The 23,689-nt window shown below is 63.1% G+C and carries 18 protein-coding genes; 10 read left to right on the top strand and 8 right to left on the bottom strand.

Annotated features, from left to right (window positions below; all coding sequences use genetic code 11):
- Positions 1-3 precede the first annotated feature (3 nt).
- The 3 genes from cobN to C4J87_RS13980 are packed head-to-tail and all read left to right on the top strand — an operon-like array spanning position 4 to position 5,419.
- On the top strand, positions 4-3,765 hold the full coding sequence (cobN, locus tag C4J87_RS13990) for a cobaltochelatase subunit CobN (protein WP_124367268.1): 3,762 nt from the start codon (positions 4-6) through the stop codon (positions 3,763-3,765).
- A complete protein-coding gene (locus C4J87_RS13985) occupies positions 3,765-4,763 on the top strand; it encodes an ATP-binding protein (RefSeq protein ID WP_124367267.1) in 999 nt (332 codons plus the stop codon). Before cobN ends, C4J87_RS13985 begins: the two co-directional genes overlap by 1 nt.
- Positions 4,764-4,816: 53 nt before the next feature.
- A complete protein-coding gene (locus C4J87_RS13980; protein WP_124368977.1) occupies positions 4,817-5,419 on the top strand; it encodes a VWA domain-containing protein in 603 nt (200 codons plus the stop codon).
- A gap of 108 nt (positions 5,420-5,527) precedes the next feature.
- Here the strand turns inward: C4J87_RS13980 and C4J87_RS13975 are convergent, their stop codons facing one another.
- Positions 5,528-6,475 (bottom strand): DUF1853 family protein, encoded by a 948-nt coding sequence (locus C4J87_RS13975; protein WP_124367266.1) that lies wholly within the window; start codon positions 6,473-6,475, stop codon positions 5,528-5,530.
- Positions 6,476-6,630: 155 nt separating this feature from the next.
- Between C4J87_RS13975 and C4J87_RS13970 the strand changes: the two genes are divergently transcribed.
- Genes C4J87_RS13970 through pepN form a run of 6 tightly spaced genes read left to right on the top strand, consistent with a single transcriptional unit; the run spans position 6,631 to position 13,131 of the window.
- The gene (locus C4J87_RS13970) at positions 6,631-7,521 is read left to right on the top strand and encodes an NAD(+) kinase (RefSeq protein ID WP_057725186.1); all 891 of its coding nucleotides are present in this window, start codon (positions 6,631-6,633) and stop codon (positions 7,519-7,521) included.
- Positions 7,521-8,492: a metallophosphoesterase gene (locus C4J87_RS13965; RefSeq protein WP_124367265.1), complete on the top strand. Its 972-nt coding sequence runs from the start codon at positions 7,521-7,523 to the stop codon at positions 8,490-8,492. Before C4J87_RS13970 ends, C4J87_RS13965 begins: the two co-directional genes overlap by 1 nt.
- Positions 8,489-9,358 (top strand): rhomboid family intramembrane serine protease, encoded by an 870-nt coding sequence (locus C4J87_RS13960; protein WP_124367264.1) that lies wholly within the window; start codon positions 8,489-8,491, stop codon positions 9,356-9,358. The genes C4J87_RS13965 and C4J87_RS13960 overlap by 4 nt, the downstream gene beginning before the upstream one ends.
- Before the next feature lie 14 nt (positions 9,359-9,372).
- Positions 9,373-9,633, top strand: a complete 261-nt coding sequence (locus C4J87_RS13955; protein WP_124367263.1) for a YeaC family protein — start codon at positions 9,373-9,375, stop codon at positions 9,631-9,633.
- On the top strand, positions 9,630-10,460 hold the full coding sequence (locus tag C4J87_RS13950; protein ID WP_164487684.1) for a DUF2797 domain-containing protein: 831 nt from the start codon (positions 9,630-9,632) through the stop codon (positions 10,458-10,460). Before C4J87_RS13955 ends, C4J87_RS13950 begins: the two co-directional genes overlap by 4 nt.
- Before the next feature lie 13 nt (positions 10,461-10,473).
- A complete protein-coding gene (pepN, locus tag C4J87_RS13945; protein WP_124367261.1) occupies positions 10,474-13,131 on the top strand; it encodes an aminopeptidase N in 2,658 nt (885 codons plus the stop codon).
- Between the two features lie 170 nt (positions 13,132-13,301).
- Here pepN and C4J87_RS13940 read toward each other — a convergent pair whose 3' ends face one another.
- From C4J87_RS13940 to C4J87_RS13915, 6 genes are all read right to left on the bottom strand, one after another.
- Positions 13,302-13,703 carry a cupin domain-containing protein gene (locus C4J87_RS13940; protein ID WP_124367260.1) on the bottom strand — a complete coding sequence of 134 codons (402 nt, stop codon included), beginning with the start codon at positions 13,701-13,703 and terminating at the stop codon, positions 13,302-13,304.
- An 83-nt stretch (positions 13,704-13,786) separates the two neighbouring features.
- Positions 13,787-15,220 carry a PLP-dependent aminotransferase family protein gene (locus C4J87_RS13935; RefSeq protein ID WP_124367259.1) on the bottom strand — a complete coding sequence of 478 codons (1,434 nt, stop codon included), beginning with the start codon at positions 15,218-15,220 and terminating at the stop codon, positions 13,787-13,789.
- A gap of 69 nt (positions 15,221-15,289) precedes the next feature.
- Complete coding sequence (locus C4J87_RS13930; RefSeq protein WP_124367258.1) at positions 15,290-16,057, bottom strand: SDR family oxidoreductase; 768 nt, start codon at positions 16,055-16,057, stop codon at positions 15,290-15,292.
- Positions 16,058-16,079: 22 nt separating this feature from the next.
- Entirely contained in the window at positions 16,080-17,147 is a 1,068-nt protein-coding gene (locus C4J87_RS13925; RefSeq protein WP_124367257.1) for a phosphotransferase family protein, read from the bottom strand.
- A gap of 170 nt (positions 17,148-17,317) precedes the next feature.
- A complete protein-coding gene (locus tag C4J87_RS13920) occupies positions 17,318-18,271 on the bottom strand; it encodes a 2-hydroxyacid dehydrogenase (RefSeq protein ID WP_124367256.1) in 954 nt (317 codons plus the stop codon).
- Between the two features lie 95 nt (positions 18,272-18,366).
- Positions 18,367-18,891: a cysteine hydrolase family protein gene (locus tag C4J87_RS13915; protein WP_124367255.1), complete on the bottom strand. Its 525-nt coding sequence runs from the start codon at positions 18,889-18,891 to the stop codon at positions 18,367-18,369.
- Positions 18,892-19,298: 407 nt separating this feature from the next.
- Here C4J87_RS13915 and C4J87_RS13910 point away from each other — a divergent pair, with 407 nt between their 5' ends.
- Entirely contained in the window at positions 19,299-20,576 is a 1,278-nt protein-coding gene (locus C4J87_RS13910; RefSeq protein ID WP_124367254.1) for a serine/threonine transporter, read from the top strand.
- Between the two features lie 406 nt (positions 20,577-20,982).
- Here C4J87_RS13910 and acnB read toward each other — a convergent pair whose 3' ends face one another.
- The gene (acnB, locus tag C4J87_RS13905) at positions 20,983-23,592 is read right to left on the bottom strand and encodes a bifunctional aconitate hydratase 2/2-methylisocitrate dehydratase (RefSeq protein WP_124368976.1); all 2,610 of its coding nucleotides are present in this window, start codon (positions 23,590-23,592) and stop codon (positions 20,983-20,985) included.
- Positions 23,593-23,689: the final 97 nt, after the last annotated feature.

The raw sequence follows: 23,689 nt of genomic DNA, 5'->3' as shown, positions 1-23,689 counted from the left end.
CCCATGCACCTGCTCAGGACCCAGCCCGGTGGCTTCGTCGCGGACGACAACATCGCCGACCTTGGCCAAACCCCCGCCGAGTTGGTGATCCTGTGCAGCGGCGATTCCAGCCTGGCGCTGCTTGCCGAGGCGGCCCGGCAGTTGCCCGAGGATTATCCCAGCCTGCGCCTGGCCAACCCGATGCAGGTGCAGAACCATGCCTCGGTCGACCTGTACGTCGATGAAGTGCTGCGCCACGCCAAGGTCATCCTGATTTCGCTGCATGGCGGCATCGGTTACTGGCGCTATGGCGTCGAGCGGCTGGTGGCGTTGGCCGAGCGTGGCGTCACGCTGATCCTGGTACCGGGGGATGATCGCCCAGACCCGGAACTCAGCGGCTTGAGCAGCGTGGAGGCGCCCGAGCGTGACCGGTTGTGGCAGTTCCTGCGCCAGGGCGGCCTGGGTAACGCGCTGGACTTCTACCGGTGCCTGGCCGCCGGCTATCTGGGGCGCGACTATGCCTGGGCTGAGCCGCAAAGCCTGCCGCGCACCTCGATCTACCACCCGCTGACCGCCAACGCCCACCTGGCTGATTGGCAGGCGCAGTGGCGCGTGGATTATCCGGTGGCGGCGGTGCTGTTCTACCGCTCGCACTTGCAGGCCGCCAATACCGGGTTCATCGACGTGTTCTGCCAGCGCCTGCAGGCAGCGGGCCTTAACCCCTTACCGATCGCAGTCGCCAGTTTGAAAGAGCCCGGTTGCCTGGAGGTGGTCGAAGACCTGTTGGATGAGGTGCAGGCGGCGGTGATCCTCAACACCACCGGCTTTGCTCAATCGAGCCCCGAAGCGCCGCATCTGCGCCCGTTTCGCCGCAATATCCCGGTGATCCAGGCGATCTGCGCCCAGGACAACCAGCCCGGCTGGCAGGCCAGCGAACAAGGCCTGGGCCCTCGCGACCTGGCGATGCACATCGCCTTGCCGGAGTTGGACGGGCGCATCATCAGCCGGCCGATCAGCTTCAAGGACCTGGCCTGGCGCAGTGAGCGCAGCCAGTCGGATGTGGTGTGCTACCGCGCCGCGCCCGAACGCATGGACTTTGTCGCCGAACTGGCGCGCCGCTGGGTCGAGCTGGCGCGGGTGCCGAATGCGCACAAGCGCGTGGCCTTGATCCTGGCCAATTATCCAACCCGTGACGGCCGTATCGGCAACGGCGTGGGCCTGGATACGCCGGCGGCGGCGCTGAATATCCTGCGCGCGCTGCACGCCGAAGGGTATCCGGTGCCTGCCACCTTGCCGGACAGCGGCACCGCCTTGATCCACGCGTTGCTGGGCGGCGTCACCAACGACCTCGACAGCCTCGACCTGCGCCCGTGTCATCAGAGCCTTGCGCTGGACGACTACGCGGCGATGTTCCAGCGCCTGCCCGAAGCCAATCGCCAGGCGGTGCTGGAGCGCTGGGGCGCGCCCCATCAGGACCCGATGTGCCGCGACGGTCGCCTGATGATCGCCGGCCTGCGCCTGGATCAAACCTTTGTGGGCATCCAGCCGGCGCGCGGTTACCAGGTCGACCCGAGTGCGGTGTATCACGACCCCGACCTGGTGCCGCCCCACGGCTATCTGGCGTTCTATTTCTGGCTGCGCCATACCTACGGCGCCCATGCGCTGATTCACGTTGGCAAGCACGGCAACCTCGAATGGCTGCCGGGCAAGGGCGTGGGCCTGTCGGAGAACTGCTGGCCGGACGTGCTGCTCGGCCCGCTGCCGAATATCTACCCGTTTATCGTCAACGATCCCGGCGAGGGCGCCCAGGCCAAACGTCGCACCCAGGCGGTGATCATCGACCACCTGATGCCGCCCCTGACCCGCGCCGAAACCTACGGCCCGCTGCGCAACCTGGAGCTGCTGGCCGACGAATATTATGAAGCGCAGTTGCTCGACCCACGACGCGCGCTGGAACTGCAGAAAGACATTCTCAAGCTGGTGCGCGAAACCCATATCGACGAGGAGCTTGAGCTGGACGGCAATGCCGATGCCGACAGTTGGTTGCCGCGCCTGGATACCTACCTGTGTGACTTGAAGGAATCCCAGATCCGCGACGGCTTGCATATCTTTGGCGAGTCGCCGGCGGGGCGCTTGCGCATCGATACCTTGCTGGCCTTGTTGCGCATCCCTCGGGGCGATGGCCGTGGCGCGCAATCGAGCCTGTTGCGGGTGCTGGCCAAGGCGCTCGAGCTGGGCTTCGACCCTCTGGACTGCGCGCTCGCCGAACCGTGGACCGGGCGTCGGCCCGAGGTGTTGCGCGACCTTGACGCGCAGCTGTGGCGCACCGCCGGCGACACCCGCGAGCGTCTGGAGCTGTACGCGGCGCGCTTGATCGAGCAGGCGCTGGAAGGGCCGCTGGAAGAGCTGGAGGAACCTGGCTGGGAGGACGTGAAGGCCGTTGTCGAAAGCCTGCGCGCGGTCGTGGCGCCGCGTCTGGATGCCTGCGGCCCGGCAGAAATGCGCGGCCTGCTGGACGCCTTGAGCGGTCGCTTCGTGCCGGCCGGCCCCAGCGGCGCGCCGAGCCGCGGCCGCCTGGATGTGCTGCCCACGGGGCGCAATTTCTTCACGGTGGACGTGCGCAACCTGCCGACCACCACGGCCTGGCGCATTGGGTTCCAGTCGGCCAACCTGCTGCTCGAACGGCATCTGCAGGACCAGGGCGACCATCTGCGCCAGATGGGCCTGTCGGTGTGGGGCACGGCCACCATGCGCACCGGCGGCGACGATATCGCCCAGGCCATGGCGCTGATGGGCGTGCGGCCGGTCTGGGCCACCGGCAGCCAGCGCGTGGATGACTTCGAGATCCTGCCGATCAGCCTGTTGGATCGTCCCCGCGTCGACGTGACGTTGCGGGTGTCCGGCTTCTTCCGCGATGCGTTCGCCAACCTGATCCGCCTGTTCGATGCGGCGGTGCAAGCGGTCGCCGCCCTGGACGAGCCGGACGACATGAACCCGCTGGCCGCCAAGGTGCGCAGTGAGCGCCAGGCCTTGCGCGAATCGGGCCTGGATGAAGAGGCTGCGGCGAAACAGGCCGGTTGGCGCATTTTCGGCGCCAAGCCGGGCGCCTATGGCGCGGGCGTGCAGGGCGCGATTGACGGCCGCCTGTGGCAAAGCCGCGAAGACTTGGCCGAGGTCTACCTGAACTGGGGCGGCTACGCCTATGGCGGCGCTGACGAAGGCACCGCCGCCCGCGAGCAGTTCGCCCAGCGCTTGGGCCAGGTGCAGGCGGTGTTGCAGAACCAGGACAACCGCGAACACGATGTGCTCGACTCCAACGATTACTATCAATTCCAGGGCGGCATGCTCGCCGCCGTGGAAACCCTGAGCGGCGCCAAGGCCGCCAGCTACCATGGCGACCACAGCCAGCCGGACCTGCCGAAGATCCGCACCTTGAAGGAAGAGCTCAACCGAGTCATTCGTTCCCGCGCGGCCAACCCGAAGTGGATCGAGGGCGTGAAGCGTCACGGCTATAAAGGCGCGTTTGAAATGGCCGCGACCGTGGACAACCTGTTCGCCTTCGACGCCACCACGGCACTGATCGACGACCACCAGTACGCGTTGCTCGCCGACGCCTACCTGCTCGACCCTGACACCCGCGCTTTTGTGCAACAACATAACCCCGACGCCCTGCGCGACATGACCGAGCGCCTGCTCGAAGCCCAGCAGCGCGGCCTGTGGCAAGAACCGGGCGCCTACCGCGAAGCCTTGGAAAACCTGTTGCTGGATATAGAAGAAGACCGCTGATGACCGATATTCCGCATTTCCCGCTGGCCGCCGTGGTCGGTGCCGACGCGCTGAAACTGGCGCTATGCCTGACCGCTATCGATCCTAAAATCGGCGGCGTGCTGATCGAAGGCCCGCGCGGCATGGCCAAGTCCACCCTGGCCCGTGGCCTGGCGGACCTGCTCGCCAGTGGGCAGTTTGTCACCTTGCCCCTGGGCGCTACCGAAGAGCGCCTGGTGGGTACGCTGGACCTGGACGCCGCGCTCGGCGAGGGCCGCGCACAGTTTTCCCCCGGCGTGCTGGCCAAGGCCGATGGCGGCGTGTTGTATGTCGATGAAGTCAACCTGTTGCCCGATCACTTGGTCGATCTGCTGCTGGATGTGGCCGCCAGCGGCACCAACCTGATCGAGCGTGACGGCATCTCCCATCGGCACTCGGCGCGGTTTGTGCTGATCGGCACGATGAACCCGGAGGAGGGCGAGTTGCGTCCACAGCTCCTCGACCGCTTTGGTTTCAACGTGGCATTGAGCGGGCAAACGCTGCCCACCGAGCGTGGGCAGATTATTCGTCGTCGCCTGGATTTCGACCGTGATCCCGCTGCGTTCTGTCAGCAGTGGCATGAGCCGCAGGCGGCGCTGCGCGAGCGCTGCACCCAGGCGCGGGCACGGCTGGACGGTATTGAACTGGATGATCACGCCTTGGCGCAAATCACCGAGCGCTGCTTTGCTGCGGGGGTCGACGGTTTGCGTGCCGACCTGGTCTGGCTACGCGGCGCCCGCGCTCATGCCGCGTGGCGGGGCGCTGACAGGATTGCCGAAGAAGACATTGAAGCCGTTGCGGAATTTGCCTTGCGTCATCGGCGCCAGGAACAGTCGCCACCGGCCAGCCCGCCGAATCCAGGGCAGTCGCCGCAACCCTCGGACACCTCGCCGGGCCAAGGCCAATGGGGCGACATGCCTGCGCCGGCCCTGGCCACCGGTTCCCGTCGCGATGTGCCCACCTGGCCAAAAAAGCCCTAGGCATTCGCCCCCGACCTGACGCGGGGGCGGATGCCCGGCCCAAGGCGGGGCGACTGGACAATGGCAGGCAGGGCAAGGCGCGCAGTGCGAAGCTGGGGTTGATCAACTGGCCGGGCACCTTGCTCGGTGGCAGGCCGCAGCGCCATGAGGATCTGCGCTGGCAGGTGCGCAACCGTTCGGCCCATGAGCTGTGGCTGGTGATTGTCGACGCCTCGGCCTCCACCCGACGGCACCGGGCGTTGAGCGATGCCAAGGGCCTGTTGGCGCAGCTGTTCGATGACGCCTACCGGCAACGGGCGCGCCTGGCGTTGTTGACCGCCAGCGGGCAGTCGCCGCAGTGGCAGGTGCAGGGTTTGAAGGCCTCGAAAGGCTTGGCGGATTGGCTGGAACAGCTAGGCGCCGGTGGCGGTACGCCGTTGCTGGCAGCCTTGAGCGAGGCGGCCCATTGGTTGGTGGCGCGGCGTAAGCGTTACCCGGCGGAGCAGCAGCGGATGCTGGTGATGACCGATGGGCGGCTCAAGGCGATCGACGGGTTGGCGCAGTTGGCGTGTCCGGGGTTACTGGTGGACATCGAGCGCGGGCCGATCAGGCTGGGGCGGGCGCAGGAGCTGGCTGCCGGGTTGCAGCTGGAGTATCGGCATATCGATGAAGTGTAGTGCCGGCACCGCCGCTATCGGGGGCAAGCCCCCTCCCACATTTGGAATGCATTCCCCTGTGGGAGGGGGCTTGCTCCCGATAGCGGTCGCCAGTACAGCACAGATTTATCAGCCAGCCCCCGGCACATTCGGCCAAAGATCCGCCACTAGAAACAGCCGCTCGGCTTCCTCCCAATCCTCATCCTTCTGCACCAGCCGCACCAGTAACTGCGCCGGCGCCATCGGGTCCAGGTCTGCCAGCCAGCCCTGCATCTGGTCCTCGCTCCACACCTCGCTTGCCGGGTAATGCGCCGGCGCCAACCAGGCATGCCGGGGCAAGGGTTGCCAGCGGCCTGCGGCGCTCGCGCTGACAAAGTCCGGCCAATCCCGCTGATGCAACCAACGCCCACGCAAATGCTGCGGATGGGCGCCATGGGGTGATTCGGCCTGGCCCGGCCACGGATACAGCAGATACCCACCCAGCCACAGGTGTGCATCGAACTGCTGGATATCCAGCGCCGCCAGGGCTTCGCGGCTCTCCGGGCGTGCTGAGATCGGCAGTTGATGCTGGGCCAGGTGCGCGAGTTTGCGGTCGAGCCGGTCATGGCAGCCCGGGCCCAGCCACTGCGCCGTGTCGCGGCCGTTGCCAGCCTGCGGGCCCAGATACAGCTTGATCGCCAGTTCCAAGTGATGCACGCCATCGCGGTCGCGCAGCAGCATGTCCAGTTCGCCCAGGGTGTGCCCGGCGCGGCGGATCGGCAGGTTGGCCGCCAGCAGCTCCACGCCCGGCGCATGTTGCACGGCAAACTGCCACAGGCGCTCATAATAAAGGCCCAGACGCCGGGTGCGCGCCAGGCTCAGCCATTGCTGCAGCGCGCTGCTGTCCTGATCGAGCGCACGCAACCAGGCTTCGAGCAACTGCGGCGCCTGTACCCAGTCACTGCCAGCCAGCGGATGGCGCTGCGGCCATGGCGTGTGTGCGAGCATCGGTGGCGCCAGCATCACCCACGCCAGGTCGCGCACTTCGGGGTGTCGCAGTTGGCGGGGCAGGGCGTGCAGGTCGGGGAACAGAGTCATGGTGCGAGCATAGCCTCTTACGTTGCGTGCAGGTGCTGAGGGCCGCCTGAGAACCATTGTCATCAAGGCTGGGCGGCGACAAAGGATTTTGCCTGAGCCGGCCTTTCGCCCATAATCCTTTCTTTTTGCCACACCCCTATGCCCGCAGGAGCCCCATGGAGCAATTTCGCAATATCGGCATTATCGGTCGCCTGGGCAGTACCCAGGTGTTGGACACCGTCCGCCGGCTGAAAAAATTCCTGCTGGAACGCCACCTGCATGTGATCCTCGAAGACACCATCGGCGAAATCCTGCCGGGCCACGGCCTGCAGACTTCCTCGCGCAAGATGCTCGGCGAAGTGTGCGACATGGTCATCGTGGTCGGTGGCGACGGCAGCCTGCTCGGCGCAGCCCGGGCGCTGGCACGGCATAACGTGCCGGTGCTGGGGATCAACCGTGGCAGCCTGGGGTTTCTTACCGATATCCGTCCGGATGAGCTGGAAGTCGAAGTGGCCAAGGTGCTCGACGGCCATTACCTGGTGGAAAACCGCTTCCTGCTGCAGGCCGAAGTACGCCGCCACGGCGAAGCCATCGGCCAGGGCGATGCCCTTAATGACGTGGTGCTGCATCCGGGCAAATCCACGCGGATGATCGAGTTCGAGCTGTATATCGACGGCCAGTTCGTGTGCAGCCAGAAGGCCGACGGCCTGATCGTCGCCACGCCGACCGGCTCGACCGCGTATGCATTGTCGGCGGGTGGCCCGATCATGCACCCCAAGCTCGATGCCATTGTGATCGTGCCGATGTACCCCCATATGTTGTCGAGTCGGCCGATTGTGGTCGATGGCAACAGTGAGCTGAAGATCGTGGTGTCCAAAGATATGCAAATCTACCCACAAGTGTCCTGCGACGGGCAGAACCATTTCACCTGCGCTCCCGGCGACACCATCACCGTGAGCAAGAAGGCACAGAAGTTGCGCTTGATCCACCCGCTGGACCACAACTACTACGAAGTGTGCCGCACCAAGCTGGGCTGGGGCAGCCGCTTGGGGGGTGGAGGCGACTGATGCTCGATCCCGCGCGTAGCTACGACCTGATTGGTGACGTGCACGGTTGCGCCCACACGCTGGAGCACTTGCTCGACCAGATGGGTTACCACAAGCAGGGCGGCACCTGGCGCCACCCGTCGCGCATGGCGGTGTTTCTCGGCGATATCATCGACCGTGGCCCGCGCATCCGCGAAGCGCTGCATATCGTCCACGACATGACCGAGGCCGGCCAGGCGCTGTGCATCATGGGCAACCATGAGTTCAATGCGCTGGGTTGGACCACGCCGGCACCGCCGGGCAGCGGCAAGCAGTTCGTGCGCGAGCACACCCCGCGCCATGGGCGGCTGATCCAGGAAACCCTGACCCAGTTCGAACAGCACCCGGCCGACTGGCACGACTTCCTCGGCTGGTTCTACGACATGCCGCTGTTTGTCGACGCCGGGCGTTTCCGGGTGGTGCATGCGTGCTGGGATGAGGGGTTCATCCAGCCGCTGCGCGCCACGTTCCCGGATGGCTGCATCGATCAGCATTTCCTGCAGGCCGCCGCCGTACCGGGCAGTTTCGCCTGCAACGCGTTCGATCGCCTGTTGCGCGGCACCGACATGCGCCTGCCCCACGGCCTCACCCTGACCGGTGGCGATGGCCTGACGCGCTCGTTCTTTCGCACCAAATTCTGGGAAGACGACCCGAAAACCTACGGCGACATCGTGTTCCAGCCCGATGCCTTGCCCGAGCCGGTGGCGCGCACGCCATTGTCTTCCACTGAAAAAAATTCCCTGCTGCGCTATGGCGTCGACGAGCCGCTGTTGTTCGTCGGCCATTACTGGCGCAGCGGCAAACCGGCACCGATCCGCCCGAACCTGGCCTGCCTGGACTACAGCGCGGTGCTGTACGGCAAGCTGGTGGCGTATCGCCTGGACCAGGAAACCCAACTGGATCCGCATAAATTCGTCTGGGTCGACGTTGAGCGACCTGAGGTTAGTCAATGAGTACCGTGGCTGTATTGCGCCTGCCCCTGAGCGTCGACCTGGGCGGTTTCGTCAAGTTGCTGCAACGTATGCAGGTGCCTCATCGGGTCAGCGAGGAAGCCGGCGAACAAGTGCTGTGGGTGCCCGAGAGCATCAGCGACGATGTGCGCGTGTTGTACCAACGCTTTCCCGCAGGTGATCCGGACCAGCAACTGGACATTCCTGAACAGGCGCCCATGGCGCGGCCAGGGTTTGTCCAGCAGGTACGCCACAGCCCGGTCACGGCGCTGGTGCTGTTGGCCAGCCTCATCGTGGGTGCGGTGACGCTGCTCGGCGAAAACCTGCAGACCATGGCCTGGCTGACCTTCCTGCCGTTCCGGGTGCTGGGCGAATACATCCAGTTCACGCCGCTGGCCGACAGCCTGGCGTCCGGGCAGTGGTGGCGGCTGGTCACGCCAATGCTGATTCACTTCGGCATCCTGCACCTGGCCATGAATGGCATGTGGTACTGGGAGCTGGGCCGGCGCATCGAAGCGCGCCAGGGCAGCATCAACCTGCTGGGCCTGACCCTGTTGTTCAGCCTGGTCTCCAATTACGCGCAGTATGCGTACGGCGGCCCTGGCCTGTTTGGCGGTTTGTCCGGCGTGTTGTATGGCCTGCTCGGGCATTGCTGGATCTTTCAACTACTCTCGCCCAACCCGGCATATCGCCTGCCCCGTGGGGTGCTGGCGATGATGCTGGTGTGGCTGGTGCTCTGCCTGTCGGGGCTGGTCTCGATGATCGGTTTCGGCGAAATCGCCAACGCGGCCCATGTGGGCGGCTTGGTTATCGGTTGCCTGACCGGTTTGCTGGGCGGGCTGTACAACCGTCGCAAATCGTCTATTTGATAAGGAAGAGCCTTATGTCCTCTTTTGCTGAAATGATCGAAAACATCACCCCGGACATCTACGAGAGCCTCAAGCTCGCCGTGGAAATCGGCAAATGGTCCGACGGCCGCAAGCTCACCGCCGAACAGCGCGAGCTGTCGCTGCAAGCGGTGATTGCCTGGGAACTGCAGAACCTGCCCGAAGACCAGCGCACCGGCTATATGGGCCCGCAGGAATGCGCGTCGAAATCGGCACCGGTGCCGAACATCCTGTTCAAGTCGGATGCGATCCATTGATTGAAATCGGTCGCGGTGCAGTCAGCAAAATGTCGGCGAAACTCGGTGAGCCGACCGTTCAATACGCGTTTCGTCTTGGCGACACCGAGGTTGCGGTCAACCCGTTGATCGGCACGCATATTCGCCTGGAATACCTTGGTGCCATTCATTGCAGCCATTGCGGGCGCAAGACCAAAAACAGCTTCAGCCAGGGTTATTGCTACCCATGCATGACCAAGCTGGCCCAGTGTGACCTGTGCATCATGAGTCCCGAGCGCTGCCATTACGACGCTGGCACCTGCCGCGATCCGGGCTGGGGTGAAACCTTCTGCATGACCGACCACGTGGTGTACCTGGCCAACTCGTCGGGGATCAAGGTCGGCATCACCCGCGCCACGCAGTTGCCGACCCGCTGGCTCGACCAGGGCGCCAGCCAGGCGCTGCCGATCATGCGCGTGGCCACCCGCCAGCAATCGGGCTTTGTCGAAGACCTGTTTCGTAGCCAGGTGGCCGACAAAACCAACTGGCGCGCGCTGCTCAAGGGCGACGCGCAGTCGGTCGACCTCAAGCAGGTACGCGATGAGTTGTTCGCCTCCTGCGCCGAAGGCTTGCTGGGGTTGCAGGAACGCTTTGGCCTGCAGGCCATCCAAACCATTGCCGACATCGAACCGATCGAGATCCGTTACCCGGTGCAGCAGTACCCGGCCAAGATCGTCAGCTTCAACCTGGACAAGAATCCGATTGCCGAAGGCACGCTGCTGGGGATCAAGGGCCAATACCTGATCTTCGATACCGGCGTGATCAATATTCGTAAATACACGGCCTACCAGCTCGCCGTGCATCAGTAGAAGGATGCCACCCATGCGCACCGAACAACCGAAGATGATTTACCTGAAGGACTATCAGGCGCCGGACTACCTGATCGACGAGACGCACCTGACCTTCGAGTTGTTCGAGGACCACAGCCTGGTCCACGCGCAGCTGGTGATGCGCCGCAACCCCGAGCGCGGCGCCGGGCTGCCGCCGTTGGTGCTGGACGGCCAGCAACTGGAGCTGCTGAGCGTGAACCTCGCCGATCAGGCGCTGACGGCTGCTGACTACCAGTTGACCGACAGCCACCTGACGCTGCAGCCACAGAGCGAAACCTTCACCCTCGACACCACGGTCAAGATTCATCCGGAAACCAACACCGCCCTCGAAGGCCTGTACAAATCCGGTGGCATGTTCTGCACCCAGTGCGAGGCCGAAGGCTTTCGCAAGATCACCTACTACCTCGACCGTCCGGACGTGATGAGCGTATTCACCACCACGGTGATCGCCGAGCAGCATCGCTACCCGGTGCTGCTGTCCAACGGCAACCCGATTGCCAGCGGCCCCGGCGAAGACGGGCGGCACTGGGCAACCTGGGAAGACCCGTTCAAGAAGCCGGCCTATCTGTTTGCCCTGGTGGCCGGTGACCTGTGGTGTGTCGAAGACAGCTTCACCACCATGACCCAGCGCGAAGTCGCGCTGCGCATCTATGTCGAGCCGGAAAACATCGACAAGTGCCAGCACGCCATGACCAGCCTGAAGAAATCCATGCGCTGGGATGAACAGACCTACGGCCGTGAGTACGACCTCGACATCTTCATGATCGTGGCGGTCAACGACTTCAACATGGGCGCCATGGAGAACAAGGGCCTCAATATCTTCAACTCCAGCGCCGTGCTGGCCCGCGCCGAAACCGCTACCGATGCGGCCCACCAGCGTGTCGAAGCCATCGTCGCCCACGAATACTTCCATAACTGGTCGGGCAACCGCGTGACCTGCCGCGACTGGTTCCAGCTGTCGCTCAAGGAAGGCTTTACCGTGTTCCGTGACTCGGGCTTTTCCGCCGACATGAACTCGGCCACGGTCAAGCGCATCCAGGATGTGGCGTACCTGCGTACCCACCAGTTTGCCGAAGACGCCGGCCCCATGGCCCACGCGGTGCGCCCGGACAGCTTTATCGAAATCTCCAATTTCTACACCCTGACGGTGTACGAAAAGGGTTCGGAAGTCGTCGGTATGCTCCACACCTTGCTCGGCGCCGAAGGCTTTCGCAAAGGCAGCGACCTGTATTTCGAGCGCCACGACGGCCAGGCCGTGACCTGCGATGACTTCATCAAGGCCATGGAAGACGCCAACGGCGTCGACCTCAGCCAGTTCAAGCGCTGGTACAGCCAGGCCGGCACGCCGCGTTTGGCGGTGAGCGAGTCCTTCGATGCGGCGGCCAAGACCTACAGCCTGACCTTCCGCCAGAGCTGCCCGCCAACCCCGGACAAGGTAGAAAAACTGCCGTTCGTGATCCCGGTCGAGCTGGGCCTGCTGGACGACAAGGGCGCCGGTATCGCCTTGCGCCTGGAAGGTGAAGCCACGGCAAGCGGTACCTCCCGTGTGATCTCGGTGACCGAAGCCGAGCAGACTTTCACCTTTGTTGACGTCGCGCAAAAACCGTTGCCTTCACTGCTGCGTGGCTTCTCGGCACCGGTGAAACTGAGCTTCCCGTATGACCGCGACCAACTGATGTTCCTGATGCAGCACGACAGCGACGGTTTCAACCGCTGGGACGCCGGCCAGCAATTGTCGGTGCAGGTGCTGCAGGAACTGATCGGCCAGCATCAGGCGGGGCAGCCGCTGAAGCTCGATCAACGCCTGATCGACGCGTTGCGCACGGTATTGAGCGACGAACGCCTGGACCAGGCCATGGTCGCCGAGATGCTCTCGTTGCCGAGCGAAGCCTACCTGGCCGAAATCAGTGAAGTGGCGGATGTCGATGCGATCCACGCCGCCCGCGAATTTGCCCGCAAGCAACTGGCCGACAACCTGTTCGAAGGGCTGTGGCTGCGCTATCAGGCCAACCGTGACCTGTCCCGGAAAACGCCCTACGTGGCAGAGGCCGAGCACTTTGCCCGGCGTGCCCTGCAGAACATCGCATTGTCCTATTTGATGCTCAGCGGCAGGCCTGAAGTGCTGGCGGCGACGCTGGACCAATTCGACACCAGCGACAACATGACCGAGCGCCTGACGGCCCTGGCCGTGCTGGTGAACTCTCCATTCGAAGCGGAAAAAGCCCAGGCGCTGGCGGTGTTTGCCGAGAACTTCAAGGACAACCCGCTGGTCATGGACCAATGGTTCAGCGTACAGGCCGGCAGCACCCTGCCGGGCGGGCTGGCGCGGGTCAAGGCGTTGATGGAACACCCGGCATTCACCATCAAGAATCCGAACAAAGCGCGCGCCCTGATTGGCGCCTTTGCCGGGCAAAACCTGATCAACTTCCACGCGGCGGATGGTTCGGGCTACCGCTTCCTGGCGGACCTGGTGATCCAGCTCAACACGCTGAACCCACAGATTGCGTCGCGCCAGTTGGCACCGCTGACGCGCTGGCGTAAATACGACGCCGCGCGGCAAGCGCTGATGAAGGCGGAACTGGAACGCATCCTGGGCGCGGGCGAGCTGTCCAGCGATGTGTTCGAGGTGGTCAGCAAGAGCCTTGCCTGACAATGTAGGAGGGGGCTTAGTCTGTAGGAGCGAGCTTGCTCGCGAAAAACTCACAGGCACCGCGTTCATTCAGAAAGCACGCGTTATCGTTGACGTTTTTCGCGAGCAAGCTCGCTCCTACAGGAAGCCAGGGCAAGCCCCCTACCACATTGATCGGAACGGGATGCAGCTTATTGGGCAAGCGGCGTCAGCACCTCGGCCTTGTCATCCAGCACCATCACCACCAGCAGCCTGGCAGGCTGGGTCTGGCTGGCGTTGCTCGATTCGAAGTGCCGTGAACCGGCGGGCTCGTAGAACGACTCGCCGGCCTTGTAGGTCACGGCTTTCTCATCGTTGACCCGTGAAGTGACTGCGCCTTCCAGCACATAAGCCACGGCAGTGCCGGTGTGGCTGTGGGGCACGGTGGCCTGGCCGGGGGCGTAATCGACGGTGAGCATGATGGTTTTTTTGCCGGGTACGTTGGTCAAGGCGTGCGCTTGCAGCACCTTGAGGGTTTCCTGGTTGTACACCGGCTCGTGGCCGTAGGCCGTGAGCGAGGCAAGTATGGCAGCGGTGGCGAGCAGTCGTTTCATGATGGGGTTCCACGGGGTTGGAGACCTGTTCACCCTACGCCCGGGGGCAGGATCGACCAATGACCAATCCGCCGGAAAACCCCCTAGCCAATCCGCAACAGGATGTCGCGCACCCTATCCAGCGCCGGGTCGATATCGAGGGTTTCGATGGCACCGAAGCCGAGAATCAGCCCCGGCCGTGGCGCAACGTCGTGGAAAAAACCATCCAGGGGGTACAAACCCACCTCCACCTCACGCGCCAGCTGCATCAACAGCGGGATGTCCACCGCCACCTTGCACAGTGCCGCCAAGTGGAACCCGGCCACTGTCGGCACCGCCTCGAACCAGGGCGACAGGTCGCCCGCCAGGCGCTGCAGGATCCGTTCGCGGCGCCCCGCATACACGCTGTGGCAGCGGCGGATATGCTTGAGCAGATAGCCTTCGCTGATGAACTTGGCCAGCGCCCATTGCGGCAGGGTGGAGCTGTGCTGGTCGGTCAATTGCTTGGCCTTGAGCACCGCGCCATGGATCGCCGGCGGCAGCACCGCGTAGCCCAGGCGCAACTCGGGTAGCAGGGTTTTCGAAAAGGTCCCGACGTAGGTCACCACGCCTCGCGTGTCCAGGCTTTGCAGGGAGTCGGTGGGGCGGCCCTGGTAGCGGAACTCACTGTCGTAGTCGTCTTCGATGATGATCGCGCCGAGTTCGATCGCGCGGTCCAACAAGGCTTTGCGCCGCGCCAGGCTCATGGGCATGCCGAGGGGAAACTGGTGGGACGGCGTCACGTAGACGAGCCGCGTGCCCTCGGGGATCTGGTCGACCTGAATGCCCTGTGCATCGACCGGAACGCTGGCGACCTTCGCCCCCATCGCCACGAACAACTGGCGCGCCGGGCTGTAGCCAGGGTCTTCCATGGCGACAATGCTGCCTGGCTCGAGGACCACACGGGCGATCAGGTCCAGCGCCTGCTGCGCGCCATTGGTGACCACGATGTCACTGGCGCGGCATTTCACCCCGCGTGAAAACGCGATATGCCCGGCGATGGCCTCGCGCAGTGCCGGCAAGCCCTCCGGTTGGCTATAGAAACCGCTGTTCTTGGCGATACGGCGTAACGCATCCTGGGTGCAGCGCCGCCATTCTTCCTGGGGGAACTGACTGCGCGTGGTTGCCCCGCCGATGAATTCGTAGCGCAGGATGTCGCCGCTGGCGGGGTGGTGCATAGGCGAGGGCAGTGCCGCCCATTTGCTCAGGTTGGCGGCGCAAGCCAGGTCGGTGGCGGTCTGTACACGGTCGGGCTGCGGGGCCCAGGCGTTGACGAAAGTGCCTCGGCCAATCCTGCCGACCAGCAGGCCTTCATACGTCAAGGTGGCGTAGGTATCCGAGACCGTTTTGCGCGATACGCCCAATTGCTCGGCGAGCAGCCGGCTGGGCGGCAATTGCGCGCCGGCTGCCAGCCGCCCGGTGGCGATGGCTTCGCGCAGTTGCTGGTAAAGCTGGGCCGCCAGGTCCTTGCGGCCATTGATGACGAGGTGCAGTTCCATGTTTCATCCTGGGGCAGATCGATCTGCGCCAAGGTTACGCGCAAATCGATCGGAAGAAACCCGGCGGCCTCAGGACAGGAAACCACCGTCCACGTTCAACGACACGCCAGTGGTGTAGCTCGACGCATCACTGGCCAGGAACAGCACCGCGCCAGCCATTTCGCTGGGGTCGGCCACGCGCTTGAGCGGGATCTGCGCCAGGGCCATCTTCAGGATCGCGTCGTTCTTGACCAGCGCCGAGGCGAACTTGGTGTCGGTCAAGCCTGGCAGCAGCGCGTTGCAACGAATGCCGAATTCGGCGCATTCCTTGGCGAACACTTTGGTCATGTTGATCACGGCGGCCTTGGTCACCGAATAAATGCCCTGGAACACGCCAGGGGAAATGCCGTTGATCGAGGCGACGTTGATGATGCTGCCACCGCCGTTGCCACGCATCAGCTTGCCGGCTTCCACCGACATGAAGAAGTAGCCGCGGATGTTCACGTCGACGGTTTTCTGGAACGCGCCGAGGTCAGTGTCCAGCACGTTGCAGAACTGTGGGTTGGTCGCGGCGTTGTTGACCAGGATGTCCAGGCGGCCGAACTGTTCACGGATACCGGCGAACACTTGGGTTATCTGCTCCATTTCACCGATATGGCAGGCCACCGCAGTGGCCTTGCCGCCGTCGGCGATGATCGCGTCGGCAACGTGCTGGCAGCCTTCGAGTTTGCGGCTGGAGACAATCACATGGGCGCCTTGCTGGGCCAGCAGCTTGGCGATGGCCTCGCCGATGCCACGGCTGGCGCCGGAAACGAAAGCGATCTTGCCGTCGAGGTCGAACAGGTGGGTCTTGGACATGAAGGGTTCCTTGTGATTGTTATCAGAGGGCGGATTTGCCGATGACCGCCAGGCTCATCTGCTCCAGCAGCTTGTTCATGTGGATGAACTGGGCAAAGCGTTTGTCCTGGGTCTGGCCATGGAAGAAACGGTAGTAGATCTGCTGCACGATGCCGGCCAGGCGGAACAGGCCGTAGGTGTAGTAGAAGTCAAAATTGTCGATCTGGATGCCCGAGCGTTCGGCGTAGTAGTCGACGAACTGGCGGCGGGTGAGCATGCCGGGCGCATTGCTTGGCTGGCGACGCATCAACTGCACGGGCGCGGGGTCAGCGGCTTCGATCCAGTAGGCGAGGGTGTTGCCCAGGTCCATCAACGGGTCGCCGAGGGTGGTCAGCTCCCAGTCGAGCACGCCGATGATCTGCATCGGGTTGCGCGGGTCGAGAATCACATTGTCGAAGCGATAGTCGTTGTGCACGATGCTGGAGGTCGGGTGGTCGGCCGGCATTTTATCGTTGAGCCAGGCGCGCACGGCTTCCCAGCGCGGGGCATCGGGGGTCAGGGCTTTTTCGTAGCGCTCGCTCCAGCCGCGGATCTGGCGTTCCACGTAGCCTTGGGGCTTGCCCAGGTCGGCCAGGCCGCAGGCGGTGTAGTCGACCTGATGCAGTTCGACGAATTTGTCGATAAAGCTTTTGCACAACGCTTCGGTTCGGCTCGCGTCCAGGCCCAGTTCGGCCGGCAGGTCGGAGCGCAAAATAATCCCATTGACCCGTTCCATGACATAGAACTCGGCGCCGATCACCGTTTCATCGGTGCAGTGCACGTAGGCCTTGGGGCAATACGGAAAGCCATCCTTGAGCTGGTTGAGAATGCGGTATTCACGCCCCATGTCGTGGGCGGACTTGGCCTTGTGGCCGAATGGCGGGCGACGCAACACAAATTCCCGGTCCGGGTATTCCAGCAGATAGGTCAGGTTGGAGGCGCCGCCGGGAAACTGGCTGATCTTGAGCGTGCCGTGCAGGCCGGGAATATGGGCCTTGAGGTAGGGATCGATCAGGCCGGCATCAAGTTCTTCGCCGGGGCGAATCTGGGTCGATTGGTCGTTAAGCGGCATGCTTATCCCTTCTGCTTATTTTAAAGGCCTTGGACTATTGGCTAATCTAATGCGCGTCACCGCCCAGCGACAAGGTCGGGGCGGCTTAATAGGTTAGCGTGTTGGGGAATGATCAGCGGGCCTGATCCACGCAAATCACCAGGGCGGCACGGCCCCGGCGCGGGTATTCGCTACGGGTTGCGCGACGGGAGTGTCACGGGAGTCAGTACAGGGCGACCGGCAAAGTATTCCACCAGATTGTCGGCGACCCGTTGCACGGTGTCGTGGGTGGCTTCGGGCGACAGGCCGGCTACATGGGAGGTCAGCACGGTATTGTTCAGGCGCTTGAGCGCATCGGGCACCTTGGGTTCGTCGTCGAAGACGTCCAGCGCGGCGCCGCCGATACGTCGCTGTTCCAGCGCAGCCACCAGGTCGGCGGTGACCACCACGCTGCCACGACCGATATTGACCAGATAACCGTTCGGCCCCAGGGCGTCGAGGGCGTGGCGATCGATCAGGTGGCGAGTGCTGGCGCCACCGGGCGTGGCCAGGATCAGGAAGTCCGAGGTGCGCGCCAATTCCACGGCGGTTGAGCAGTAGGTGTAATCCACGTCATCGCGGGGTTGGCGGTTGTGGTAGCTGACCTCCATGCCAAACCCCAGGGACGCGCGCTTGGCGATCTCCAGGCCCACGGCGCCCAGCCCGAGAATCCCCAATTGCTTGCCGCCCAGGGAAGGGCGCATCACCTTCGGCCATTCACTACGGCGCACGGCGGCGTCAGTCTGGGGGATACCGCGCACCAGCGACAGCAGCAAGGCCATGGCATGGTCAGCCACCGACGGCGCATTCACCCCGGCTCCGTTAGTCACCACAATCCCACGGTTGGCGGCGGCCTGCAGGTCTACATGTTCGTAGCCGGCACCGATCACGCAGATAATCTCCAGCAGCGGCAGCGCGGCGATTTCCTCGGCATACAGCCCAAGCGGGCCACGGGTGAGCACAGCCTTGATCTGCCCGCCATGGACCTTGATCGCCTGGGCTCGTTCGACAGGCGTCGGTGCCAGGATCACATGGAAATCATTGCTCTCGATGATTTGCAGGTATTCGTTGATGGTCTCAACCAGGACCAGAACAGTGGTAGTCATGCAAGGTTCTTCCTGAAGTGCTTGAGCGCATGAGTATGCGGGATTTGTAAGACAGAACGTAGGTTGCTGTAGGAGCTGGCGCTCCTACGGTAGTTTCAAAAGCCAATCTCGGCGGCTTGCATGCGCTTCACAAACGCTCCGGCCAACGTCTCATTGTGGTGATCAATGATCGCCTTGGCCGTCAACGCCGGGGTATCCATGCACGTATGGGCGTCCTCCGGCAACATCACCGAGAAGCCCAGCTCTACCGCCACTCTGCAGGTGGTGTCGACACAGAACTGGGTTTTCATGCCCACAGTCACCAGTTCATCGACCTGCGCTTGCTTCAATTGTTGCGCCAGATCGGTGCCCAGGAAACAGCTCGGGCGGGTTTTGTCGAACAGGTAATCGCGGGATTCGTCGACCTCCAGGCCTCTCCATAGCTGCCACAGCGGGCTGCCCGCTGCGATGGGCGAACCGGCGGGTCCGGTATGACGTGCGACGAAAATCGGGGCGCCGGCCGTGCGGGCGCGCCGGATCAGCTGGTTGATGGTGTGCAGCACCCGTTCACGCTCGAAGGGTTTGTGCGGTCCGTCGTACAGCCCAGTTTGCATGTCGATGATCAAAAGGGCGGCTGCCATGGTGTTGCTCCTGGTGAATGCCGGATGGCGGAGCAATAAAAAGGCCCCGTCCATCGCTGGCGGGGCCTTTGGGTGCTTCAGGGTGTCGTTAGATGAACCACCCACAGCAACCGCACGGCCCGCCATAAGCGGTCGTGGTGGTGGTGCGGGTAAGGAACAACTGAATAGGGCTCATGTACCGATCATGCTGGTGTGGGTGAAAGACTGTCAACGGATGTTTCCGGTTTCTTCCACGGCCAGCGACGCCTGATGCCAGGCTGGGACAGCTGCACCACCGAACTATTCCTCAGCTAAGTCTTTGCTTATGCACGAGAATCCCGGACAATCGCGTCCCTGTTGAGGTCGGGGCGCTGCCTGTCAGGTCTTTCTGACTCGTCCCGGCCGTGTGAATGCGGAGATCCGACCGGATGAATGATCAGGCCAATAGCGTCGATGAACGCTATGCAACGACACCTGCAATGCTCACAAGCTGGAGCCGCCAGGACACCACCTGGATGCTTGGGCTGTTCGGCACCGCCATCGGCGCCGGTACTTTGTTCTTGCCGATCAACGCGGGCCTGGGGGGCTTCTGGCCGCTGGTGATCCTGGCGCTGCTGGCCTTTCCAATGACGTTCTTTGCCCACCGTGGGCTGACCCGTTTCGTACTCTCCGGCCGGGAAGGTTCCGACATTACCGATGTGGTCGAAGAGCATTTCGGCATTAAAGCCGGCGCGTTGATCACCTTGCTGTACTTCTTTGCGATCTTCCCGATCCTGCTGATCTATAGCGTGGCCCTGACCAACACCGTCAGCAGCTTCATGGAACACCAACTGCACATCATGCCGCCGCCTCGGGCAGTCCTGGCGTTTGTGCTGATCCTGGGCTTGCTGGCGGTGGTGCGTTGCGGCGAAAAGGTGATCGTCAAGGCCATGAGCCTGATGGTGTATCCGTTTATCGTTGCCTTGCTGTTCCTTGCCGTGTACCTGGTGCCGCATTGGACGGGCGGCATCCTCAGTACCGCCCGTGAGATTCCGGCGCCGTCGGCCTTGCTCAACACCTTGTGGCTGGCGATTCCGGTGATGGTGTTCTCGTTCAACCACTCGCCGATCATCTCGGCCTTCGCGGTAGACCAGAAACGTCAGTATGGGGCACACGCCGACGAGCGTAGCTCGCAGATCCTGTCCCGCGCGCACCTGTTGATGGTGGTGATGGTGCTGTTCTTTGTGTTCAGCTGCGTGCTGACCCTGTCACCGGCGCAGTTGGCCGAGGCGAAAGCGCAGAACCTGTCGATCCTGTCGTACCTGGCCAACCACTTTGACAACCCGACCATTGCCTTCGCCGCGCCGTTGATTGCATTCGTGGCAATTGCCAAGTCATTCCTGGGCCACTACATCGGTGCCAGCGAAGGCCTCAAGGGCCTGGTGCTGAAGACCGGCCGCCGTCCGGCAGCCAAGTCTCTGGACCGCATGACCGCCGCCTTCATGCTGGTGGTGTGCTGGGTCGTCGCCACGCTTAACCCGAGCATCCTCGGCATGATCGAGACCCTGGGTGGGCCGGTCATTGCATCGATCCTGTTCCTGATGCCGATGTACGCCATCCGCAAAGTGCCGGCCATGGCCAAGTACCGGGGGCAAGCGTCGAATGTGTTTGTCACGGCGGTGGGGTTGGTGGCGATTACTGCGTTGGTGTATTCGCTGATGGCTTAAGGCCTGACGCAATCTCCAAGGCTGTCCCAGAACCAAATGTGGGAGGGGGCTTGCCCCGATGGCGGTGTATCAGTCACCTATGAATTGACTGAACCACTGCCATCGGGAGCAAGCCCCCTCCCACATGTGTTTGGTGGTGTTGCTGGGATTGTATTCCAGGCATGAAAATGCCGCCTATCTCTGCTCTGGTTGACTCGCTGATGGCTTAAGGTCTGACACAGCCCGCAAGGACTCCAGAGATCCAATGTGGGAGGGGGCTTGCTCCCGATGGCGGTGTATCAGTCACCTATGAATTGACTGAACCACTGCTATCGGGGGCAAGCCCCCTCCCACATTTGTTTGTATTCCAGGCATAAAAAACGCCGCGTACCTTGCGATACGCGGCGCCTATCACATCAACACACCGTTAAGCTTGAATCACCGGGATGTTGGCGCTTGCCGCGATCTTGCGGAACTCGGCGATCTGGTCGAAGTTCAGGTAGCGGTAGACGTCACTGGCCATGGTGTCCAGTTTCGCCGCGTAGCCCATGTACTCTTCGACGGTCGGCAGGCGACCCAGGGTAGAGGCGACTGCCGCCAGCTCGGCCGAGGCCAGGTAGACGTTGGCGCCATCGCCCAGACGGTTCGGGAAGTTACGGGTCGAGGTCGACACGACGGTCGAATTCGGCTCTACACGTGCCTGGTTACCCATGCACAGCGAGCAGCCCGGCATTTCCATGCGCGCGCCAGCCCTGCCGTAGATGCCGTAGTAGCCTTCTTCGGTCAGCTGGTGAGCGTCCATCTTGGTCGGCGGCGACAGCCATAGGCGGGTTGGCAACTGGCCCTTGACCTGCTCCAGCAGCTTACCGGCAGCGCGGAAGTGACCGATGTTGGTCATGCACGAACCGATGAACACTTCGTCGATCTTCTCACCGGCAACGCTCGACAGCAGACGGGCATCGTCCGGGTCGTTCGGTGCGCAGAGGATCGGCTCGTTGATTTCCGACAGGTCGATCTCGATGATTTCGGCGTATTCGGCGTCGGCATCGGCTTCCATCAGCTCCGGGTTGGCAACCCAGGCTTCCATCGCTTGGGCGCGACGTTCCAGGGTGCGTGGATCGCCGTAGCCTTCGCCGATCATCCAGCGCAGCAAGGTGATGTTGGAGTTCAGGTACTCGGTGACGGAGTCCTTGGATAGCTTGATGGTGCAACCGGCAGCCGAACGTTCAGCCGAGGCGTCGGACAGCTCGAAAGCCTGTTCCAGCGTCAGGTCGTTCAGGCCTTCGATTTCCAGGATGCGGCCGGAGAAGGCGTTTTTCTTGCCTTTCTTCTCTACGGTCAGCAGGCCAGCCTGGATCGCGTAGTAAGGAATGGCATGCACCAGGTCACGCAGGGTGATGCCAGGCTTCATCTTGCCTTTGAAGCGCACCAGGATCGATTCCGGCATGTCCAGCGGCATCACGCCGGTGGCAGCGGCGAACGCGACCAGGCCGGAGCCGGCCGGGAACGAGATGCCCATCGGGAAGCGGGTGTGGGAGTCACCACCGGTACCGACGGTGTCCGGCAGCAACATGCGGTTCAGCCAGCTGTGGATGATGCCGTCGCCTGGACGCAGCGATACACCGCCACGGGTCATGATGAAGTCAGGCAGGGTGTGGTGGGTGGTCACGTCGATCGGCTTTGGATAGGCCGCGGTGTGGCAGAACGACTGCATCACCAGGTCGGTCGAGAAGCCCAGGCACGCCAGGTCTTTGAGTTCATCACGGGTCATTGGACCGGTGGTGTCCTGGGAACCGACGGTGGTCATCTTCGGTTCGCAGTAGGTGCCAGGGCGCACGCCTTTGCCTTCCGGCAGGCCGCACGCCTTGCCGACCATTTTCTGCGCCAGGGTGAAGCCCTTGCCGGTGTCGACAGGCGCTTCAGGCAGCTTGAACAGGTCGGTAGGGCCCAGGCCCAGTTCGGCACGGGCCTTGTCGGTCAGGCCGCGACCGATGATCAGCGGAATACGGCCGCCGGCGCGTACTTCGTCCAACAGCACTGGGGTCTTCATTTCGAAGGTGGTGATGACTTCATCGGTGCCGTGTTTGCAGACTTTGCCAGCATGCGGGTACAGGTCGATCACGTCGCCCATGTGCATGTTGGTGACGTCGAACTCGATCGGCAGTGCGCCCGCATCTTCCATGGTGTTGTAGAAGATCGGAGCGATTTTGCTGCCGAAGCAGAAACCGCCGGCGCGCTTGTTCGGAACAAAGGGAACGTCGTCGCCGAAGAACCACAGCACGGAGTTGGTCGCCGATTTACGCGACGAACCGGTACCGACCACGTCGCCAACGTAGGCGATCGGGAAGCCTTGGCCGCGCATTTCTTCGATCTGCTTCATCGGGCCGGTCTTGCCTTGCTCGTCCGGCACGATGCCTTCACGGGCCATTTTCAGCATGGCCAGGGCGTGCAGCGGGATGTCAGGGCGCGACCAGGCGTCCGGGGCAGGGGACAGGTCGTCGGTGTTGGTTTCGCCGGTGACCTTGAACACGCGCAGGCTGATCTTGTCGGCCAGGGTCGGACGGTTGCGGAACCATTCGCCGTCGGCCCAGGACTGGATCACGCCTTTGGCGTGTTCGTTGCCATTGCGGGCTTTTTCCGCCACGTCGTGGAACGCATCGAACATCAACAGGGTGTGCTTGAGTTGGGCGGCCGCGACAGGCGCCAGCGTGGCGTCGTCCAGCAGCTCGACCAACGTCACGATGTTGTAGCCGCCTTGCATGGTGCCAAGCAGTTCAACAGCGCGCTTTTTGTCGATCAGGGGGGAGGTGGCTTCGCCCTTGGCCAGGGCGGACAGGAAACCGGCCTTGACGTAGGCAGCTTCGTCAACGCCCGGTGGAATGCGGTTGGTGATCAGGTCAACGAGGAATTCTTCTTCGCCAGCCGGGGGATTTTTCAGCAGCTCGACCAGGCCTGCGGTTTGTTCGGCGTTAAGCGGCTGGGGCACGATACCCAGGGCGGCACGCTCTTCGATATGTTTGCGGTAGGCTTCAAGCACAGTTATTACCCTCATCAGTGGTCCCACGGGACGCTCATCCAGGAATGACCGGCACGCGTGCGCTCGGGGGCTTTTTGGGCCGCAAAGCCAGCGCTGC

Source organism: Pseudomonas sp. R1-43-08, from assembly GCF_003852255.1.
Taxonomy (GTDB): Bacteria; Pseudomonadota; Gammaproteobacteria; order Pseudomonadales; family Pseudomonadaceae; genus Aquipseudomonas.
Note: the sequence above shows the minus strand (reverse complement) of the source record. Positions and strands in the feature narration are given on the sequence as shown.

What these genes read in the sequence shown, in the direction of transcription:
- C4J87_RS13915 (WP_124367255.1), bottom strand. Translation starts at nt 18,891, where the DNA reads ATGGCAGCCGCCCTTTTGATCATCGACATGCAAACTGGGCTGTACGAC.
- C4J87_RS13960 (WP_124367264.1), top strand. Translation starts at nt 8,489, where the DNA reads ATGAGTACCGTGGCTGTATTGCGCCTGCCCCTGAGCGTCGACCTGGGC.
- C4J87_RS13925 (WP_124367257.1), bottom strand. Translation starts at nt 17,147, where the DNA reads ATGCCGCTTAACGACCAATCGACCCAGATTCGCCCCGGCGAAGAACTT.
- C4J87_RS13920 (WP_124367256.1), bottom strand. Translation starts at nt 18,271, where the DNA reads ATGACTACCACTGTTCTGGTCCTGGTTGAGACCATCAACGAATACCTG.
- C4J87_RS13970 (WP_057725186.1), top strand. Translation starts at nt 6,631, where the DNA reads ATGGAGCAATTTCGCAATATCGGCATTATCGGTCGCCTGGGCAGTACC.
- C4J87_RS13930 (WP_124367258.1), bottom strand. Translation starts at nt 16,057, where the DNA reads ATGTCCAAGACCCACCTGTTCGACCTCGACGGCAAGATCGCTTTCGTT.
- C4J87_RS13940 (WP_124367260.1), bottom strand. Translation starts at nt 13,703, where the DNA reads ATGAAACGACTGCTCGCCACCGCTGCCATACTTGCCTCGCTCACGGCC.
- C4J87_RS13985 (WP_124367267.1), top strand. Translation starts at nt 3,765, where the DNA reads ATGACCGATATTCCGCATTTCCCGCTGGCCGCCGTGGTCGGTGCCGAC.
- C4J87_RS13965 (WP_124367265.1), top strand. Translation starts at nt 7,521, where the DNA reads ATGCTCGATCCCGCGCGTAGCTACGACCTGATTGGTGACGTGCACGGT.
- C4J87_RS13955 (WP_124367263.1), top strand. Translation starts at nt 9,373, where the DNA reads ATGTCCTCTTTTGCTGAAATGATCGAAAACATCACCCCGGACATCTAC.
- C4J87_RS13935 (WP_124367259.1), bottom strand. Translation starts at nt 15,220, where the DNA reads ATGGAACTGCACCTCGTCATCAATGGCCGCAAGGACCTGGCGGCCCAG.
- C4J87_RS13975 (WP_124367266.1), bottom strand. Translation starts at nt 6,475, where the DNA reads ATGACTCTGTTCCCCGACCTGCACGCCCTGCCCCGCCAACTGCGACAC.
- C4J87_RS13910 (WP_124367254.1), top strand. Translation starts at nt 19,299, where the DNA reads ATGAATGATCAGGCCAATAGCGTCGATGAACGCTATGCAACGACACCT.
- cobN (WP_124367268.1), top strand. Translation starts at nt 4, where the DNA reads ATGCACCTGCTCAGGACCCAGCCCGGTGGCTTCGTCGCGGACGACAAC.
- pepN (WP_124367261.1), top strand. Translation starts at nt 10,474, where the DNA reads ATGCGCACCGAACAACCGAAGATGATTTACCTGAAGGACTATCAGGCG.